This window comes from Microcoleus sp. CAWBG640, from assembly GCF_020883015.1.
GTDB classification, from domain to species: domain Bacteria; phylum Cyanobacteriota; class Cyanobacteriia; order Cyanobacteriales; family Microcoleaceae; genus Microcoleus; species Microcoleus anatoxicus.
Window position 1 is genome coordinate 26,747 of the sequence record NZ_JAHRFC010000024.1, and the last position, 17,703, is coordinate 44,449.

At 44.2% G+C, this 17,703-nt stretch carries 12 protein-coding genes; 5 read left to right on the forward strand and 7 right to left on the reverse strand.

Features of this window, described 5'->3' with window-relative positions:
• Window positions 1-4 precede the first annotated feature (4 nt).
• The 3 genes from AAFP11_RS14360 (at window position 5) to AAFP11_RS14370 (ending at window position 3,515) form a co-directional block, all read left to right on the forward strand.
• On the forward strand, window positions 5-2,161 hold the full coding sequence (locus tag AAFP11_RS14360; RefSeq protein WP_341737676.1) for a C1 family peptidase: 2,157 nt from the start codon (window positions 5-7) through the stop codon (window positions 2,159-2,161).
• A gap of 104 nt (window positions 2,162-2,265) precedes the next feature.
• On the forward strand, window positions 2,266-3,006 hold the full coding sequence (locus tag AAFP11_RS14365) for a Uma2 family endonuclease (RefSeq protein ID WP_341737677.1): 741 nt from the start codon (window positions 2,266-2,268) through the stop codon (window positions 3,004-3,006).
• 227 nt (window positions 3,007-3,233) lie between these two features.
• Window positions 3,234-3,515, forward strand: coding sequence for a YiaA/YiaB family inner membrane protein (locus AAFP11_RS14370; RefSeq protein WP_341737678.1), 282 nt, complete (start codon window positions 3,234-3,236; stop codon window positions 3,513-3,515).
• 301 nt (window positions 3,516-3,816) lie between these two features.
• On the opposite strand, the gene AAFP11_RS14375 is transcribed toward AAFP11_RS14370, so the two are convergent.
• The 4 genes from AAFP11_RS14375 to AAFP11_RS14390 form a co-directional block, all read right to left on the reverse strand.
• Window positions 3,817-5,562 carry a diflavin flavoprotein gene (locus tag AAFP11_RS14375; protein ID WP_341737679.1) on the reverse strand — a complete coding sequence of 582 codons (1,746 nt, stop codon included), beginning with the start codon at window positions 5,560-5,562 and terminating at the stop codon, window positions 3,817-3,819.
• 227 nt (window positions 5,563-5,789) lie between these two features.
• Window positions 5,790-7,517 carry a diflavin flavoprotein gene (locus AAFP11_RS14380; RefSeq protein WP_341737680.1) on the reverse strand — a complete coding sequence of 576 codons (1,728 nt, stop codon included), beginning with the start codon at window positions 7,515-7,517 and terminating at the stop codon, window positions 5,790-5,792.
• Between the two features lie 364 nt (window positions 7,518-7,881).
• Window positions 7,882-10,059 (reverse strand): Calx-beta domain-containing protein, encoded by a 2,178-nt coding sequence (locus AAFP11_RS14385; protein ID WP_341737681.1) that lies wholly within the window; start codon window positions 10,057-10,059, stop codon window positions 7,882-7,884.
• 471 nt (window positions 10,060-10,530) lie between these two features.
• Window positions 10,531-12,627, reverse strand: a complete 2,097-nt coding sequence (locus AAFP11_RS14390) for a GAF domain-containing protein (RefSeq protein ID WP_341737682.1) — start codon at window positions 12,625-12,627, stop codon at window positions 10,531-10,533.
• A gap of 480 nt (window positions 12,628-13,107) precedes the next feature.
• On the opposite strand from AAFP11_RS14390, the gene AAFP11_RS14395 reads away from it, so the two are divergent.
• Window positions 13,108-13,926 (forward strand): pantothenate kinase, encoded by an 819-nt coding sequence (locus AAFP11_RS14395; protein ID WP_341737683.1) that lies wholly within the window; start codon window positions 13,108-13,110, stop codon window positions 13,924-13,926.
• Window positions 13,927-13,930: 4 nt separating this feature from the next.
• Here the strand turns inward: AAFP11_RS14395 and AAFP11_RS14400 are convergent, their stop codons facing one another.
• On the reverse strand, window positions 13,931-14,743 hold the full coding sequence (locus tag AAFP11_RS14400) for an alpha/beta hydrolase (protein ID WP_341737684.1): 813 nt from the start codon (window positions 14,741-14,743) through the stop codon (window positions 13,931-13,933).
• 100 nt (window positions 14,744-14,843) lie between these two features.
• Window positions 14,844-15,299: an NUDIX hydrolase gene (locus tag AAFP11_RS14405; protein WP_341737685.1), complete on the reverse strand. Its 456-nt coding sequence runs from the start codon at window positions 15,297-15,299 to the stop codon at window positions 14,844-14,846.
• 698 nt (window positions 15,300-15,997) lie between these two features.
• On the opposite strand from AAFP11_RS14405, the gene AAFP11_RS14410 reads away from it, so the two are divergent.
• The gene (locus AAFP11_RS14410) at window positions 15,998-16,189 is read left to right on the forward strand and encodes a hypothetical protein (protein ID WP_341735043.1); all 192 of its coding nucleotides are present in this window, start codon (window positions 15,998-16,000) and stop codon (window positions 16,187-16,189) included.
• Here AAFP11_RS14410 and argH read toward each other — a convergent pair.
• Window positions 16,186-17,574, reverse strand: coding sequence for an argininosuccinate lyase (gene argH, locus AAFP11_RS14415; RefSeq protein ID WP_341737686.1), 1,389 nt, complete (start codon window positions 17,572-17,574; stop codon window positions 16,186-16,188). The genes AAFP11_RS14410 and argH overlap by 4 nt on opposite strands.
• Window positions 17,575-17,703: the final 129 nt, after the last annotated feature.

A 17,703-nucleotide genomic window follows, 5' to 3' on the forward strand; every position in this document is an offset into this window, starting at 1 on the left:
AACAATGGACACGAAAGAAACAGCAAACAACCAAGCAAAGGACTGGAGAAAGCAAGGATTGGGATGGGTACCAGACTATCCAGATAAAAGAGATTATCTCTTGGATAATGAGGAAGTTAAAAAAAGTGGTAATCTCAGAAGAAACGAAGTTACTAAATCGATTGAAGATATTGCAGAAAACTTGATTGAATTAATTGAAACTCTGCAACAATTATCGGGGCAATTACCTCTGGAAAGTTTAAAAACAGCTCTAGAGAATCAAGTATTTGGGGAAGTTAAATTTGTCAAAGTCAAAGTTTATAGCAAAAGTTTGAAGTTAGGTATTGACCCAAGCGCCCAAATTAGACAGTTAAAGTATTACTTTCATTTGCTGAGTTCTCATCCCAGGCTTTCTGATTTTAAGCCGATGGACTTCTTTAAAAATCAGTCAGAATATTGGAAATGGCTACATAGTGAAGAGTTTGATAAGAATACGCAAAAAATTGTTGAGGCATTCCAAAAACAAGTTAATATTAGACTAGATGGTGTAGTCGGAGTAGAAACTTATACTGCGATCGGTAATTTTCTTGGCGATATCAACTATTCACAGCCAGATCAAAATACTCCTTTAGCTGACTTGCTACCTATTCCTATTTGGATAAAAGATAGTACATTTAAGATTATTTTTGATACTCTTAAATCCTGGTGGATATCTTTTAATACGGTTCCCCAAGACCATAAGGAAATAGCTTTGTTCTTTCCAGAAATGTTAGAATTTAAAGAAACAGAACCAGCAAATCAAAAAGATTCAAGTCAGTCTAAGTTTTTTGAAATGTTCAAACAAGAATTTTATGTAGTTGAGCCACTCGTATCTGCAATAACTGAACTGCTCTCGCCTTTTGCTACTCACGAAGACCTAGAATCTGCTTTAAAAACAGAATTAAACAAATTCAACTTTAAAAACTTTGCTCAAGAGCTAGAAAACTCCTCTGTTAAAGGAGCTATTTTAAAAGTAGCAGAACGCCTAAAGATAGAACTAGAAGAGCGAGAAAAGTCAGATCAGGCCGACCAAGAAAAATTAAAAATAATAACTTTTTATAAAGTGATTAAAGTAATTGTTCAAGGATATATAGACAAATATAACCTCACCCCAAACCAAGAACTTTTAAACTCATTTTCGTCACTATACTTGTTTGAAATTGAAAAAGATCAGGAAGATAATGAAGATTGCAAGAAGCAAAAGAAAGATACAAAAAGGCAATTGGCTTCAACAGATATTGAAAACATCATTCCCCTCACAAAGTTAGAACTTTTAGTTAACAGAAAATGGTATGAAAAATATAGGAAGAAGTTAGCAGAAGAATATCTTAAACCCTACGCTATTCTACCTAGCGTCATGGACTTATCTTCCTGGTGTTCTCCAATTAGAAACCAAGGTTCTCTTAACTCATGTACAGCTTTTGCGGCGGCGGCACTATTAGAATACTTTGCCAGAAAAGCTAAAGACGAATATACCAGTATTTCTCCACTATTTCTCTATAAAGTAGCGCGAAATTTAATGAACTCTACGGGCGATGTGGGAGCATCTGTGCGGGAAACTATGAAAACAATGGTAGCATTCGGGGTTCCCCCAGAAAAATACTGGTCTTATGAGGCGGATAAGTTTGATGAAGATCCGCCAGCATTCTGCTATTCCTATGCCCAAAGCTATAAAACACTTAAATATTTCCGCCTCGATCGCCCCGATCTTACCAAAGAAATTCTGCTCTTTCAAATTCAAGCAGTTTTAGCAGCGGATTTTCCCTGTATATTCGGATTTACGGTCTACAGTTCCATTTACAATAAAGAGAACATCAGTAGTGGCTGTATTCCCTACCCCAGTAAAAAAGATCAAGTCATAGGAGGGCATACGGTTTTGGCAGTTGGCTACAATAACTACAAAGAAATCAAGCATTCCAATGGCACAGAAAAGCCAACAATAGGAGCATTCCTAATCAGAAACTCTTGGGGAACAGAATGGGGTCAGAAAGGTTATGGTTGGCTTCCTTATGATTATATTTTAAAAGGGCTAACTGCTGATTGGTGGTCGTTAATTAAAGCAGAGTGGTTTGAGGCGGGAGATTTTGGGTTAGGAGCCCATGCTCCAGGGGGTGGTGGGTGCAAGCCAGGCGAAGGCTGCTAGAAAATGCAAAATAAAAGTGTTAACTGGTCAAAAAGCGATCGCCCCCCAAACCCTTCCAACCCTCATAAGCTATACTAAAATCAGCACCACAACCATCAAACAGCATGGTACAAAAACTATCGGCCGAAACTGTATCAGAAATTATCTACCCAGACAGCGACGGAGAACCAATGTCAGACAATACCAAACAATTCCGATGGATTGTCACTATTAAAGAAAATCTAGAAATCTTGTTTGCCAACATCCTAGATGTCTTCGTCGCCGGAGATTTACTTTGGTATCCCGTTCAAGGAAATAACAAAATTCGCCAAGCACCGGATGCAATGGTAGTCTTTGGTAGACCAAAAGGTGACAGAGGTTCTTACCAGCAGTGGAAAGAAGATAACATTCCTCCTCAAGTCGCTTTTGAAATCTTATCCCCTGGGAACCGTCCCGGAAAGATGGCAGCAAAACTCCTGTTTTATCAGCGCTATGGAGTTCAAGAATATTACATTTACGACCCAGACAATATCGAATTGAGTGGGTTTGTTCGCGATGAAGATTGGTTTGAACCGATCGCAGAGATGAATGGCTGGGTTAGTCCGCTGTTGCAAATTCGTTTTCAACTGACAGAAAATACTCTAGAAATTTATCGTCCAGATGGTCGGAAGTTTCTCACTCCTGTGGAAATGGATCAACTCAGGGAACAGGAATGTCAGGAGAAGGAATTTGCTCAATCTCAAGCTGAACGGGAACGGCAACGTGCGGATGAAGCGATCGCACAACTCGAACAAGAGCGACAACGTTATCAAGCTTTGCTACAACAAGTACAGCAGCAAAGCATAGACTCGGACGCTAGTAATTAACACAATTAATCTAACTCCATCCATCTAATTAGTCCAGTTTACCAACTGTCTACTCCCATCCTGACTACTTGAGGCTGAAACCCTATTGGTATCGATCGCCTTTTTAGTGAAAACTCCGATCGCTCTGTGCACTTATCCAAACTGTCCCTATCTCTCCCGATTGCTTCTTCTATACTCTCTATTCTTGAAGTTAATCCACCGAAAGATATATTTAAACCGGAGAGATTATGGCACAACAAATTTTACGTCAAAAAGATACTAATGCTTGGATTTTACAGTGTTGGATTTCCTTTATTCTCGCTACTTCTACCACGGCGGTCGGTATCATTTACTTGCCAGTTGATGTGTGGGTAAAAAGTTTTGTGGGTATGGGTTTGACTTTCTCGGTTGGTTCTTCTTTTACTTTAGCAAAAACGATTCGGGATAACAATGAGGCTACTAGATTGACTGCGAGAATTGATGAGGCTAGAGTTGAAAAAATTCTTGCGGATCACCATCCTTTGAAATAAGTTATGGCAGAAGGAAGAAGAACCCCCCCCAAGGGGGGAATGAATCAGAACTTCTGCCGGGGGGAATGAATCAGAACTTTTTAAGGAGGGAATGAATCAGAACTTTTTAAGGAGGGAATGAATCAGAACTTCTGCTGGGGCGAATGATATAAAATCCTCTCTTCATCGTCCTGAATTAAACTCTCTCTTCTCTCCCTTCGCGTCCTACGCGCCTTCGCGGTTCAATCATAATGACTAGGAGCCTTTAACAGCCTCTCAAAGGCAGGCAAGGATGCCTACCTAAAATAAATTACCGAATCAGTTAATAATGACTACCTGATTTGCGGTAATGGACTGCTGTCACCCCGTCATTATTTAACAAATGACCGTTTTCGACTTTTGCATAAACTACCCAATGATCGCCGCATTCCATCCGACTCACCACCTCACATTCTAGATAAGCCAGAGCATCAGTTAATACTGGACAATCATTGCTAGCTTCAATTGTTTCGACTCCGGCAAATCTGTCTTCTCCAGGAGCAAAGTTTTTCATGAAATGCCTCCGCAACTGTCGCCCTTCTGCTAAGATATTCAGCACAAATTTATCGCCGGCATACATCAAAGCTTCGATCGCCCGATCCTTCGCCACCGCAATAGTCAACCCAGGAGGACTAAAGGTGGCTTGTGATACCCACGATGCAAGCATGGCGCTGCTGACCTCCCCACGCTTGGCCGAGAGTACGCACAGAGAACCAACCAGTCTTCCTACTGCTTGTTCCGTGCGATCGCTACCCCCCGTCAATTGTGATTTTGGCGCCCGCAATTTTTGCGATTTAATCAAAGCTTGAGCAAAATCTGTTCCCGCTTCTTTGCACTCGTGAATCGTCGCCGCCGTCGGCTTAAATTTGGCTCGAATCGGTTCAAATCCGATGCGATATCCGGCATCTTTCAACTTGCTTTCTACTAAGTCGATCGCCTCTCCACTCCAGCCAAAGGAACCGAAAACACCAGCCAGCTTACTCTTGGTTGCTGTAGACAAAACAATTCCCAAAGCCGTTTGAATTTGCGTCGGTGCGTGTCCGGCTAGGGTGGGAGTTCCGATGATAAATCCCGCGCATTTTTCGATCGCCTGTTGAATTTCTCCCGGTTCGGAAAATTCACAGTTGATGGTTTCCACCGCCACGCCGGCTTTAGTAATTCCTTTGGCGATCGCCTGGGCTAAAGTTGCCGTATTGCCATAAGCAGAAGCATAAATTAACGCAACTGTCAAGTCTTTCGAGTTTTGTTGTTGGCTCCATTCCCGATACAAATTGGTGAGTTCGTGGAGGCCATAACGCACTAGCGGGCCGTGACCGGGAGCATAAAATGCTGTGGAGAAATCCGCCAACTTATCCATTGCCGCCAGAACTTGTTTCGCCTGGGATGCGTGGAGGGAATCATAATAATAACGTCTGTCTTCGCTGTAAACACTCCACCCTTCATCGAATACTTGATCGCCACAAACATGAGCGCCAAAGAATTTGTCAGTAAACACGACTCTAGTCTGCGGATCGTAAGTGCAAAGTTCATCTGGCCAGCGGGGAGTAGGAGTGGCAATAAATCTTAGTTCGTGACCTTTTCCTAAGTTTAGTCTTTCTTCCCCTCGGACTACTAAAATGTTTAATTCTTGTTCGGGAAAGGATGCTCGCAGAGCGATGGCGGCTGGATTTGTACACACAAAAGCTATTTGAGGTGATAATTCTAACAGAGCTTTAATTGTTACCGCTCTGTTAGCATTAAAATGTCCTAAAATTACGTAATCTACTTTTTTTAGGTCTAGCCTTTGTTGCAAACAATCGAGATAGTTTTGAGTGAAAGATTCTCCCGGCGGGTCTAATAAGGCTGTTTTTTCAGCTTGAATGATGTAGCTATTGGCTGTTGTTCCCCTTTGCAGGGAATATTCTACTTCAAATTTTAGTCTGTCCCAAGTTCGCGATCGTACTGCTGCTGTATCTGCTGCAATCTGAAAAAATTGTACATCGCGGGGTTTGATTTCTGATGTTTCTCTGGAAATTAAAGTGTTAGTCATTGATTGCACCTATTTCTATTAATTTTGCTACAGCAATGCTATTGATTTTCTGAATTAGATTTTTTTTCTTTAACCGCAGAGGGCGCAGAGAACGCAGAGGAAGAAAGAAGAGAGGGAAAAAAACAAAAGATGTTTAGCCAGCTAATTTCTTCTTCCTTCTTCCTTCTTCCTTCTTCCTTCTTCCTTCCCCCCTTGGGGGGGGCAGGGGGGGGGTGACTTCTTCCTTCCTAGTAGTGATTGCCGACTTTGCGGTGGTGCACTGCGGGGAGTGCGTCGGGATTGGATACGCGGCCGCTATCTACTGTGGCATATACTATGTGATGGTCGGAAAGTTCCATCCGGCTGACTACTTGGCATTCCATGTAGGCTAAGGCTTCTGTCAGAATGGGAGAACCGTTGTTTGCGGCTTGGGTTTTTACTCCGGCAAATCGATCGGCACCTGGTGGAAAACGTTTTAAGAAGTGCTTCATTAAGGTTTGATACTTGCCTTCTTCTAGCACGTTTAGCACGAATTTGTCTCCGGCGTGCATCATTGATTCGATCGCCCGATCTTTGGCAACTGCTATGGTTAAACCTAGGGGTTTAAAGCTGGCTTGTGTCACCCAAGAAGCTAGCATCGCACCGCTAATATCGCCTTTTTGAGTGGTGATGATATACAGTCCGCCGCTGATTTTTCCCAAGGCTTTATCGAGGTCGCTGTCAAGAGATTTCATCTGTTTGACGGCTTTGTCCCGCGTCAGCCACTGTCCCAAGTCGGTGCCGGCTTCGTCGCACAGTTGATAAATTGCTTCGGTGGGCGTTTCTTTAATCAAAATATTGGGAAATATCTCTTTTAAACCCAATTCTTTGAACTTGTTTCGTAGGGGATAAATTGATGAGTCGTCTCCGCCACCGGATTCGCACAAACCGAAGGATTGTTTGTTGTTGGCTGCTACTAAAATTGTGTTGATGGCCGCTTCGGCATTCGCCCCAGCAGGGCCGGTACTTGGTGGGGAACAAATTACAATCCCGGCGGCTGTACCGACGAGTTCGCGTACTTCTTGTAAGTCGGCGATTTTTAAATCCATCATTTCTACGGCTACACCGGTTTTGGTGATTCCGTGGGCGATGGCTTGGCTGAGGCGATCGCTAAATCCGTAGTCGGATGTGTAAAATACTGCTACTGTGGTTTCTGTCTTGGTCTGTTCTTGGCTCCACTTTTTGTAGCGCCCGGTTAGTTCTAATACGTTGTAGCGCAGTAGGGGACCGTGACCAGTCGCAACAGTACCAATTTCTCCCAATTCTGCCATCCGCTTCATGGCACTCAAGACCGATCGAGCATTGGGAGCCATCAAGCACTCATAATAAAAGTGGTAATCTTCTTCTACTGCTGTTAAATCGTCATCGTAGGTACTGTCGGAACAGTAGTGCATCCCGAAAGCATCGCAGGTGAACAGCACTTGACTTTTAGCGTCGTAGCTGAAAATAGTATCGGGCCAGTGCAAATTCGGTGCCGATACGAATTCGATAATGTGGCCGTTTCCTAAATCTAGTTTCTCACCATTTTTGACTATCAGTCGCTCAAAGGGCTGGTGTATCAGGTTTTCTAAAAATTGAATTGCTACTTTTGCACCGACGACAATGGCTTGGGGTGCTAAAGCTAGCACGTCTTTAACCAAGCCACTATGGTCTGGCTCGGTATGGCTGATAATTATATAGTCAATCTGTTTCGGGTCGATTTCCCCCGTGAGAGTGTCTAAATATTGTTGGCGAAATTTCTCGTGAGAGGTATCGACGAGGGCTGTCTTTTCGCCGCGAATGATGAATGAGTTATAAGTGGTACCGTTTTTGAGTCCGAATTCAATATCAAAGCGGTCTCTATCCCAGTCCAAGCATCGAATTGCCGTTGTGTCAGGGGCAATTTCGACTTTTTCCACCGTCAATCTGCGTTGGACTCGTTCAGTCAGCGCTACCATGGCGTGCCTCCTAGTCAGTGATTCTTACCTTATTACTTACATTCTTGCACGTTTTTTTTGTAAAATTTTATCAAATTTCCTATCAATCAGTTAAACATTTTAAAACTGATGTCGATCGAATCGATTTTAGCTGACCAGACGGGAATCCCCACACTATATCGCTTCGATTCGAGAATTGTAAGGGCGGGTTTTACCAACAATAATTGCCAAAAACTGACAATCTCAAAAACCCGCCCCCACCCAAGGGTAAATCGCAATCTACTTCTTTCAAGATACAAGGGTTCAAGGTCGTACTCGAATAACGGGTGTAGCATCTAAGAGTACGACCTTGAAAGGGTTCGCGATCTTTGCCCTCCTAACAGCGTTAAAGCAGAGTAATTGCAGTCGATGCCGGAGCGCCGATCGGACCTGCGCCAAAGCCTAAATTCACCACCCCAGCAGTCAAACCTGGATTATTGGTAATCGTCAGACTAACGGTAGTTTGACCGGGATTAAAGTTCACCGTCCCTCCAGAAGCAGTCGGAATATATTGACCGAAAATATTGAAGTCTGCGTTGTTGACAGGTTGAGCGCCACCAGGGGCAGCAATCAAAAAGTCGATCGAAGCCGAAACCGCAGTATTGCCACTCCGGTTAATCGTAAAACTTCCAAAACTACTATCAGCAATAGGACCAGAAGACGAACCGTAGGAGAAGAAAGTCGGAGGCACAGCAGTAGTATCAATAATACTCAAAACCGCTGCTGACGGACTTGCCAAACTGCCGCCGCTCAAGAACAAATTCACTGTCTCATTGGGCTCTGTGAGACTATCAAATAAAGTTTGAACCGGAACTTGGGCGCTAGCTTGTCCGGGCGCAAAATTGACCGCTTGAGCCACACTATTGTAATCAGGAATAGAACCCGTAGCTAGAGCAGTACCGTCACCTGTACGGAACACGATCGTCGCTGGTGCTGAAAGGTCGCCACTGCGATTAATTGTAATCGGCGCAGTGTTACCTTCGTTGACGCTGTAAGTAGCCGCACTGAAGAAAAACGTGCTTTGACCGGGTGTCGGTGTTGGGGTCGGTGTTGGTGTCGGTGTGGGAGTTGGGACCACATTATTAATTGTCAAAATCGACGGATTGCTGCCGACATTCCCACCGCTAAGCACCAAATTCACTGTTTCCGGCCCTTCCAAAATCATGTCGCTCAGAGCAGTAACCGTAAAACTAGCGATATTTTGCCCTGGAGCAAAATTCAACGCCCCCGCCGCTACAGTGTAATCGGGTGCAGTCCCGACACCACTTGCCGAACCGTCAACAGTAGCGTAGTTAATCGATGCAGCTCCCGTACCACCTGTGCGAGTCACATTAATCGTCGCCACACCGCCTTCATTCACGGTGTAACTTGATTGCTGAAACTGGAAGATACTTGGAGGGGTTGGCGTCGGAGTTGGCACCACATTATTAATCGTCAAAATCGACGGATTGCTGCCGACATTCCCACCGCTAAGCACCAAATTCACTGTTTCGGGCGATTCCAAAATCATGTCGCTCAGAGCAGCCACCGTGAAATTAGCGATATTTTGCCCCGCAGCAAAATTCAACGTCCCCGCCGCCGCAGTGTAATCGGCTGCTGTCCCACCAGCATTTGCCGAACCGTCAACAGTAGCGTAGTTAATCGATGCAGCCCCCGTACCACCTGTGCGAGTAACGTTAATCGTCGCTACGCCACCTTCATTCACTGTGTAACTTGATTGCTGAAACTGGAAGATATTTGCAGGGGTTGGAGTCGGAGTCGGAGTCGGAGTTGGAGTTGGTGTTACATTGAGGCCTTGATATTGAATACTCCGCACTAGGTAGTCGGAACTATCGTCTTTGAAGGTGGTGGCTTGGTAGGCGGCGGTGGGGCTATCGTAGGCTTTGGCGGAGAACCGCAGTTCGTCAAAAGCGACGCTAGTGGAATTTGATTGTACCTTGAATTGGAAAGTGCCATCGGTACGATCGCCCGTGAAAGTCACTCCATTTGAAGACACAGAGAGGGGTTTTGATGCGATCGGAGCGTTGAGGCGACTAATAGTAAAATTGGTAGCCGGTACCAAAACTCCATTATTGAAGATTTGCAGCAAACCAACTTCATTACCTTGATCGCCTAGTCCTGGACTTGTTTTGGGACTCAATGCACTGAGGTCGATCGTGGCGCTACTGATATCTTGGTTATCTGCCCATTTCACCTTCAGGGCTTGAGATTGATTGGTGTTGGGGTCATAGTTGATCTCCGCCCGAATTTTATTGGGGTCTGTGAACCAACCACTATAAGAAGATGCGACACCAATACCAGCACTATTGCCGTAACTTAACCAGCTTTTAGGGTTTTCGTTAGTTGCCAAGGTGAGGTTGCTGATTTCAGTAGGATTTAGATAGTCTGTTTCCACGCCATCAAAAGCTACCCCAGATAGTTTGATGCCTAGATTCCGGGCGATAGTCGGCCATTTTGCGATTAGGTCATTGACGCTGCTGTAATTATTGGTTTGACCCAAAGTACCAGTCAAGGAAGTAGCCATAGTTTCTATTTTGAGGATGAGTAATTAAGCATTAGCAGTCACTGAAAACCCTAATTTGGGCTTTCTTTATAGTTGTCAGTTACTGCCCCAAAAAATTCTCTCTAAGTACGTGTACGTAAATTAATTAACTATGCTTTTACAACCAAAATGCTTGCCCAATAAGCATTTGAAGGCTTAATTGCCCCTGTTGAAATGTTGTAGGTAATTACTTGCACATACTTAATAGACTTCTCCCAAAAAGCCTGGGTCGAACAGGCTATCCAGCCTATTCCACAATAATTATGGGAGATGTCTAATAGAGATACCTAACTTTCATCATCAATAACTTTGATCCGGAAATTTTGCCGAATGTCAAAATCTGACCAATGCGGCCTGATAGCCCTGGTGTGAGGGTTTGGTAATCAACTCTAGGGGCTTTGGTGCGGCTTTGGGTGGCGCTCTCCCGGTTTGTTCCAGAAGATTTTTAGGAATTTAACCTTTCTGATTTGCGATGGGTAACTCCACAATTAATTCGGTTCCTTCACCAACTTTACTGACACAGTTAATCTTGCCACCGTGAGCTTGAACAATCACTTGGTAACATACTGATAGTCCCAAACCAGTGCCTTTTCCTACAGGTTTAGTAGTAAAAAATGGATCGAAAATTTTGTGCTGAATTTCCGCAGGAATGCCGGGGCCATTGTCGCTGATAGAGATTGTTACCCACCCAGTTTCCTTGACCTGGGTATAAATTGTTAATTCTCCTGGTTTTTTAGTGGAATTTATGGCATCTAAAGCATTGTCAATCAAATTATAAAATACTTGATTGATTTGAGCTGCATGACATTTAACGGTTGGTAATTTGCCGTAGAGTTTATTGATTTTTATCTCTGATTTTACTTTGTTTTGCAGCATCAACAAACTATTTTCTAAACCTTCATTCAAATCCACAGCTTTAAATTCGGAGTGGTCTAAGCGAGAAAAACTCCGTAGTGTTGTCACGATTGACCGAATCCGGTTGCTGCCTTCTATCATTGAATTGAGCAAGGGTGGAAAGTCTTGGCGAATGTAATCTAGTTCTAGTTCTTCATTGATTTGGGCGATCGCATCTCCCGCTTCAGGGCAAGCTTTGCCACAGAATTCCAGGGCTTCTGTTAAGGTTTTGACGTATTCTTGGGTGTGAAACAAATTAGCGTGAATAAAATTATTGGCGTTGTTAATTTCGTGGGCAATACCTGCCACCATTTGCCCCAAACCGGACATTTTTTCACTTTGAATTAATTGCTGTTGAGTCGATCGCAGTTCTTCTAATGTAGCCTGCAACTGTTGGGTTTGAGCTTGCGATTTTACGGCTGCTTCTTGGACTTGGCTGTAGAGTTCGGCTTGCTGAATGGCGATCGCCATTTGGTCCGCTATCTGCGACAGTAACTCCATTTCTTGCTGCTCCCAATTCCGAATATCGCCACACTCGTGAGCAATTAGCAAGCCCCACAGCCTACCGGGTAATTCTGGATCGAAGTTTAGGGAATTTTTGGGTGATTTTTCGGGATTTCGGGATGTGACAATTGGTACTATTAGATTCGCTTTTACCTGCAAGCTATCTAAAAAATCTATGTGACAAGGCTCTAAATTGGCATTAAACACATCATTGATTGCTCTGACTCGTCCTTGTTGGTAAAAATCTGCATAATCCCCCTTAAAACACTTGTCTGCTCCCATATCTCCTAAAATTGAAGGCCAAGGAACACTCATGTCTTCAACAACTACTTTTCCCCGCCAGTTGTCTTGAAATTGATAGATAATTACCCGATCGCACTGTAAAAGTTGACGGACTTCTCTGACTGCTGTGTCGAGGATGGTATTGAGGTCTAGGGTACTACGAATTTGGTTGCCGATCAGCCGCAACAGCGATTCCTGTTCGGCTTGGCGCAGGGTTTGGCTATACAATTTAGCTTGATTGATGGCGATCGCCAATTGGGAAGCCACCCCTTCTAACAACTGTCGTTCCCAATCCGTCCATTCGCGTTCCCGATCGCACTGGTGCAGCCCAATTACTCCATTCACTTCTCCTTGGTAACGAGTAGCTACTGCCAGCATAGACTTAATCTCTAAATCTATGGCAATTTTTCTACTGCGTTCGTTCAATCCTGGAAAATCGATAAACTTGGTTACGGCTAGGGACTCTTGTTGAGATATAATCGCTTCCAAGTGCGGGTTGCCAACCACGGGTACTTTCATACCTAACTGTATGGGATAGTCTCCCGCGTTGTATTCTCCTCGTGTAATCAAGGTTTTGTCTGTATTTGATTCTTTGACTAAAATACTCGCTCGGCTGCAATTTAGCGCTTGACCAAGCAATCGGCACGCCGATGTCAGAATTTGTTCTATGTCAAGAGTGCTACGAATTTCGTTGTTAATTTGGTTCAGCAAATTTGATAATTGAACTTGCTGCTGCATCTGCACGATCAGGGCTTTTTGTTCGTCTATTTCGGGTAACGAAAGACCTGCTTCTTGTCTCCATTTGTCTGCTTCAGGCAACGTGGAAGTTGATTTTGGCGAGGTTTTTTTTTGATGTATCTTTAAAGACATATTTACTCAGATTTTGTGAACTATCTTTATTTAGTCTGGTCTTTTATACCTATGCTTACCCCGCCAACAGCCTTAGCAAACTTACCCGGACTGTTGTCTCTTCTTAAATATTATAAAGGATGCAGCTCTAGCTTAGCTACGATCGCTTTACATTATACTTATAATAACGCTTTCACCAACAGTCTGTAGTAGTTATTGCTAATTATCAACCTGCGCTAGTTGAATATAAGGTGTCCATTATCCCTCTCTTTAAAATCCTATTTTTAAAATATTTTCGTGGCTGTTCCACAAAAAATATGGGAGAGGTATATGAGATTTAACCGCCGATTTTAGATTGAAAAAACTACCTAAAATCCATCTTTAGTTCAATTTTTATTTACGCCTACTCTGTTAATCAAGATGACAAACCCAAGTGCTGAAATTTTCTGCCCGCAAACAAATACTGTCAATTTTATCTCTGGATTAAATAGTAAAACGGAGATGACAATAGCTTTGGCGATCGGCAATTCCCGTTTGCACTGGGGATTATTCAATAGCAAAACTCTCCAAACAACATGGGATACAAAACATTTGAGTATTCAGGCTGTGCAGCATCTATCTCAGGATGAAATGACAGAAGTTCTAGTCCAGACAGTAATCGAGTCGATCCAGAAACAATCTGCTCAAAAGCTCATTTCTACTAATCCTGAACTTGCGTCACTTCGCAAACCAGAGTTGGGCGTATTACCTTTAGTGTTGGCTTCAGTAGTGCCAGATCAAACCAAACTTTGGCAGAGTTATCCTGATAGCCGAATTATTACTTTAGACCAGTTACCCATCGAGGGACTCTATCCGACGCTGGGAATTGACAGAGCTTTGACTTTATTGGGCGCTGGCACCCAATTAGGTTGGCCAATATTAGTTATAGATGCTGGTACAGCTTTAACATTTACTGGAGCCGATGTCAATAGGCGTTTAGTTGGGGGCGCTATTCTACCGGGTTTAGGGTTGCAATTGTGGTCTCTGGGACAGAAAACTGCTGGTTTACCTGTAGTGATGTTACCAGATAATCTGACTGGGCGCTGGGCTGGGGATACAGAGAGCGCCATTGTCAGCGGAGTGGTGCGCGGTGTGGTAGCAGCCGTCAATGATTTTATTGAAGATTGGCTGGGCTTGTTTCCTCATAGCCACATAGCCTTGACAGGGGGCGATCGCACTTTGTTGTTACAATATCTCGCCAGCACCTTTCCTGACACCGCCGCCAGGGTAATTGACACCCCAGAAGCTATTTTTTGGGGTCTCAATCAATTTCTGATTTGAGATTTCACTGCTTGGCAAATTCCCGAATATACTTAGCAACCAGATCGGGGTATTCTACCAATAAATTTATGCTCTCAGAATTGATAAATTCAATCTCTGCCCTCGTCGCCAGAGCAGCATAGGACTGACACAGAGACGACGAAGCAGGAGCCGGATTTTGAGATTCCTGTAACAACAATAAAGGAGCTGTGAGCTCACACAACTTCTCGTCAACCAACTCTGCCTTAATTTCGGCTCCTCGCCGCCTAAATAGCAATTTCATCGCCACTGGGGAACCTATCAACTGTTTTCTGAACTTGAGTAGTTCCTCAATCTTATTTTGACCCCCAAACAACTTAGCAATGGGATAGAGCGATCGCAGCAGCCAGTAAGCCACAGGAGGTGTACCCGTCAGCAACCTAGCCATCTGCCAGCGTCCTCGCCTAGTGCCGGCATTCACTCCTTCGGGCGCTAACAACACCAAACCTTTGACTCGATCGGGATATTTGAGGGCGTAGCTAGTGGCTACCCAGCCACCCAAGGAGTGACCAATCAAATAAACCTCTTGCAGATTTAACGTGTCTAAGTATTGGGCGAGACATTCTACTTCGAGGTCGATGGAATAATTCATCTTAGGGCGTTCTGAATCGCCAAATCCCAGTAAATCTGGTGCGAAACAGTGGTACTGGGGACATAAATATTCGATCGTCTTCAGCCACTGATTGCTGTTGTCCCAAGAACCGTGCAAAAACACCAAGTTTGGCCCCTGACCGACTTCGTGCCAGAATATTTGTCCTAAAGAAAGTTTGATGCGAGAATTTCGTAGCTGTGAGTACATCCGGTTAAATATTCATTAATCAAAAGAACCTTCATCCAAGGTTGAGTGGTTGTTATAAAAATTGATTCAAAATTTGACTAAAATCTAGCTGCACTTCGTTTCAATTTACAATTGTCAGACCTTGAAAATAGTCCTGCAAATGCTTGTCGCTATCGTGGCTGAATTCGCCGCTCGGTAGGGATGTGGGTAAAAAAGCTTCTACTTGGCTGATTTCGAGTGTATCCTGAATTTGAATTGTTCCCTGGACTTCTGCTTCGACAACGATACAAATAGAGTGAAGTCGAGGATCGCGATCGGGATCTGAGTATACCCCCACCAAACGGCGGATTTTTACCAGCTCTAGCCCTGTTTCTTCAGCCAATTCCCGGCGGACTGTAGTCGTAATATTTTCGCCCCAATCAACCATACCTCCCGGCAGTGCCCAGCAACCGTTGTCACGCCGACGAATTAGGACAATTCGACCATCAGGTAATAGGGGGATAATGCCAGTACCAGTGACGGGATGTCGAAATATTAGTCCTAGCACGGTTTGTCCAATCTGCCACAATCGACGCATAAACTCACAAGCTTTGGGAAGAGGGTTCGGAAATTTTAAACTTTTCCAATCGTACCATCAGGGTCGATCGCCAACGTAGTTTGAGTAATGTCTCTAAATTTTTTTCCCATATTTTTTGGGGAATCCGTAGCAGCTCTCGCTCAAACTAGAGTATAATTTGATGCTATCGAAAATCTGCCAGAGGCATAAAATTACTCCCACCATCGGGCCAACAGAACTCAGGAGCTAAGTCACCCGGTTGTATTATCATTTGTCGTATTTGTCAAGAGTTTTTTGATTTTTTTTTCAGTTTTGCCTATAGCCTGCTATGATCTACAAGTCACGCTATCTGTTAAATGTATCTCCTGAATTCAGTTATAAAGAATAGCCTGAAAACCCCCTGGATGTTAATTCAGGGAGACAAAGGCAGTTCCATGATTCATCCTGCCTTGATTGACTATCAGGCCAAATCATGTTAACACCTTGTTTTGGCGTGGTAAAATTGCAATTGTCAGTACAAGACATTAAAACCTACCCTCCAACTGGGGGAAAGTTACGACCGAGGAGCTAGTTGCAATGCTAGGATAGCAGACCGCCAGTTTTTTTGGCGAAAGGATTGCGCCCGGAAACCTTAGCAATAGGGATATTCAGGCTGCAAAGTCTTAAGAATCCCCGTGTCTTTAGACCGGGGACTGTCAATGTTTATTAGTGAGGTCAGAATGGCTAAACGCCGTAATCTCAAGAAAGAGAAGGCACAACGAAATCAAGCATACGCCCGCAAGTTTCGCAAGCGCAGAAATCAAGATATGTTCTCTAACAAGAGAAGGCGATTTGACGGAGGCAACGGTGGTGGCATGGGCGCCATGACTGGTAGCGGCAGAGACAAAGATATGGCTGCCGCTGAAGATTAATCGTTGAGCCGATCGCGCGCAGCAGTCAGTGATTTCCTCACTTGTTCAAACCCGGTACCCCCGTAACTATTGCGAGCCGCTACCACTTGCTGAGGTGCGATCGCGCTGTAAATGTCGGTTTCAAAAGCTGGGTGCAATTCTTTCCACTCCTCAAGTGTCAAATCTTTGAGGAGTTTGCCCCCCAACAGACAAGTTTTGACAACTTTGCCCACGAGGTTATAAGCTTCCCGGAAGGGAATACCTTTAGTGGCTAGATAGTCGGCTACATCTGTAGCGTTGGAAAAGTCTTCTGTAACGGCCGCGGCGAGGCGATCGCTGTTAAACGCGATGCCTTCCCGCAGCAAAATCGTCATTGCTTCCAAACAAGCTTGTACCGTTTTCACGGTGTCAAACAAAGCTTCTTTATCTTCTTGTAAGTCTTTGTTATAGGCTAAAGGGAGTCCCTTCATCACTACCAGCATCGCCTGCAAGTTACCGAAAACTCGCCCTGCCTTACCCCGCACCAATTCGGGCACGTCAGGATTTTTTTTCTGTGGCATAATGCTCGAACCGGTAGCGCAACTATCTTTGAGTGAAATAAATCCAAACTCGTGAGACGACCAGAGAATCATTTCTTCTGACAAGCGACTCAGGTGTACCATGATCAAGCTGGCGGCTGCGAGAAATTCGATGGCGAAATCTCGATCGCTAACTCCATCTAAGCTATTATCATAAATTCTGTCAAAATGCAATAGTTCGGCCGTATAGTGCCGGTCGATCGGGAAAGTAGTCCCCGCCAGCGCACTGCAACCCAGAGGCGAAATATTAACACGTTTGCTAACATCGCCGAGGCGTTCCCAGTCGCGATCGCTCATTTGAAAATAAGCTAACAGGTAATGAGCCAAGCTAATTGGTTGAGCGCGCTGCAAGTGCGTATAACCTGGAATTAAAGTTTCCACATTTTGCTCAGCAATATCTAGCAAAACCCCTTGGAATTCCCGCAACTGCTGGCGGATTTGGGCAATTTTGTCGCGCAAATACAAACGAGTATCAGTACCTGCTTGATCGTTGCGCGATCGAGCCGTGTGCAATTTTTTGCCTGCATCACCGACTATTTCCGTCAGTCGCTTTTCTACTGCAAAGTGAACATCTTCTGAATCAATACCCGGTACAAACAGTCCTTTTTGGTATTCCTGACGAATCTGTTCCAAACCATTGACTAATTGTTCACCTTCTGCATCTGAAATAATCCCGGTTTTGGCCAGCATTTTAGCGTGAGCTACCGAACCAGTCAAGTCGTACTCAATCAGTTCAATATCAAAGCCAATACTCGCATTGAATCGCACGATAGCTGGGTGCAGAGCCGATTCAAATCTTTGACTCCAAGTTGTTTGTTGTTTTGTCATTTTTGAATAAAGAAGGAAGAACGAAGAAGTCATATCAATTCCGGTTGTATCGGAATGATTTAACCGCGAAGGCGCGAAGGACGCGAAGGAAGAGAAGAGAGAGTTTAATAATTCCGGTGAAGAGAGGAT

Bases quoted from the DNA above. Each gene is read 5' to 3' on its own strand.
- AAFP11_RS14385 (WP_341737681.1), bottom strand. From the start codon at position 10,059: ATGGCTACTTCCTTGACTGGTACTTTGGGTCAAACCAATAATTACAGC.
- AAFP11_RS14365 (WP_341737677.1), top strand. From the start codon at position 2,266: ATGGTACAAAAACTATCGGCCGAAACTGTATCAGAAATTATCTACCCA.
- AAFP11_RS14410 (WP_341735043.1), top strand. From the start codon at position 15,998: ATGGCTAAACGCCGTAATCTCAAGAAAGAGAAGGCACAACGAAATCAA.
- AAFP11_RS14395 (WP_341737683.1), top strand. From the start codon at position 13,108: ATGACAATAGCTTTGGCGATCGGCAATTCCCGTTTGCACTGGGGATTA.
- AAFP11_RS14390 (WP_341737682.1), bottom strand. From the start codon at position 12,627: ATGTCTTTAAAGATACATCAAAAAAAAACCTCGCCAAAATCAACTTCC.
- AAFP11_RS14380 (WP_341737680.1), bottom strand. From the start codon at position 7,517: ATGGTAGCGCTGACTGAACGAGTCCAACGCAGATTGACGGTGGAAAAA.
- AAFP11_RS14375 (WP_341737679.1), bottom strand. From the start codon at position 5,562: ATGACTAACACTTTAATTTCCAGAGAAACATCAGAAATCAAACCCCGC.
- argH (WP_341737686.1), bottom strand. From the start codon at position 17,574: ATGACAAAACAACAAACAACTTGGAGTCAAAGATTTGAATCGGCTCTG.
- AAFP11_RS14405 (WP_341737685.1), bottom strand. From the start codon at position 15,299: ATGCGTCGATTGTGGCAGATTGGACAAACCGTGCTAGGACTAATATTT.
- AAFP11_RS14370 (WP_341737678.1), top strand. From the start codon at position 3,234: ATGGCACAACAAATTTTACGTCAAAAAGATACTAATGCTTGGATTTTA.
- AAFP11_RS14360 (WP_341737676.1), top strand. From the start codon at position 5: ATGGACACGAAAGAAACAGCAAACAACCAAGCAAAGGACTGGAGAAAG.
- AAFP11_RS14400 (WP_341737684.1), bottom strand. From the start codon at position 14,743: ATGTACTCACAGCTACGAAATTCTCGCATCAAACTTTCTTTAGGACAA.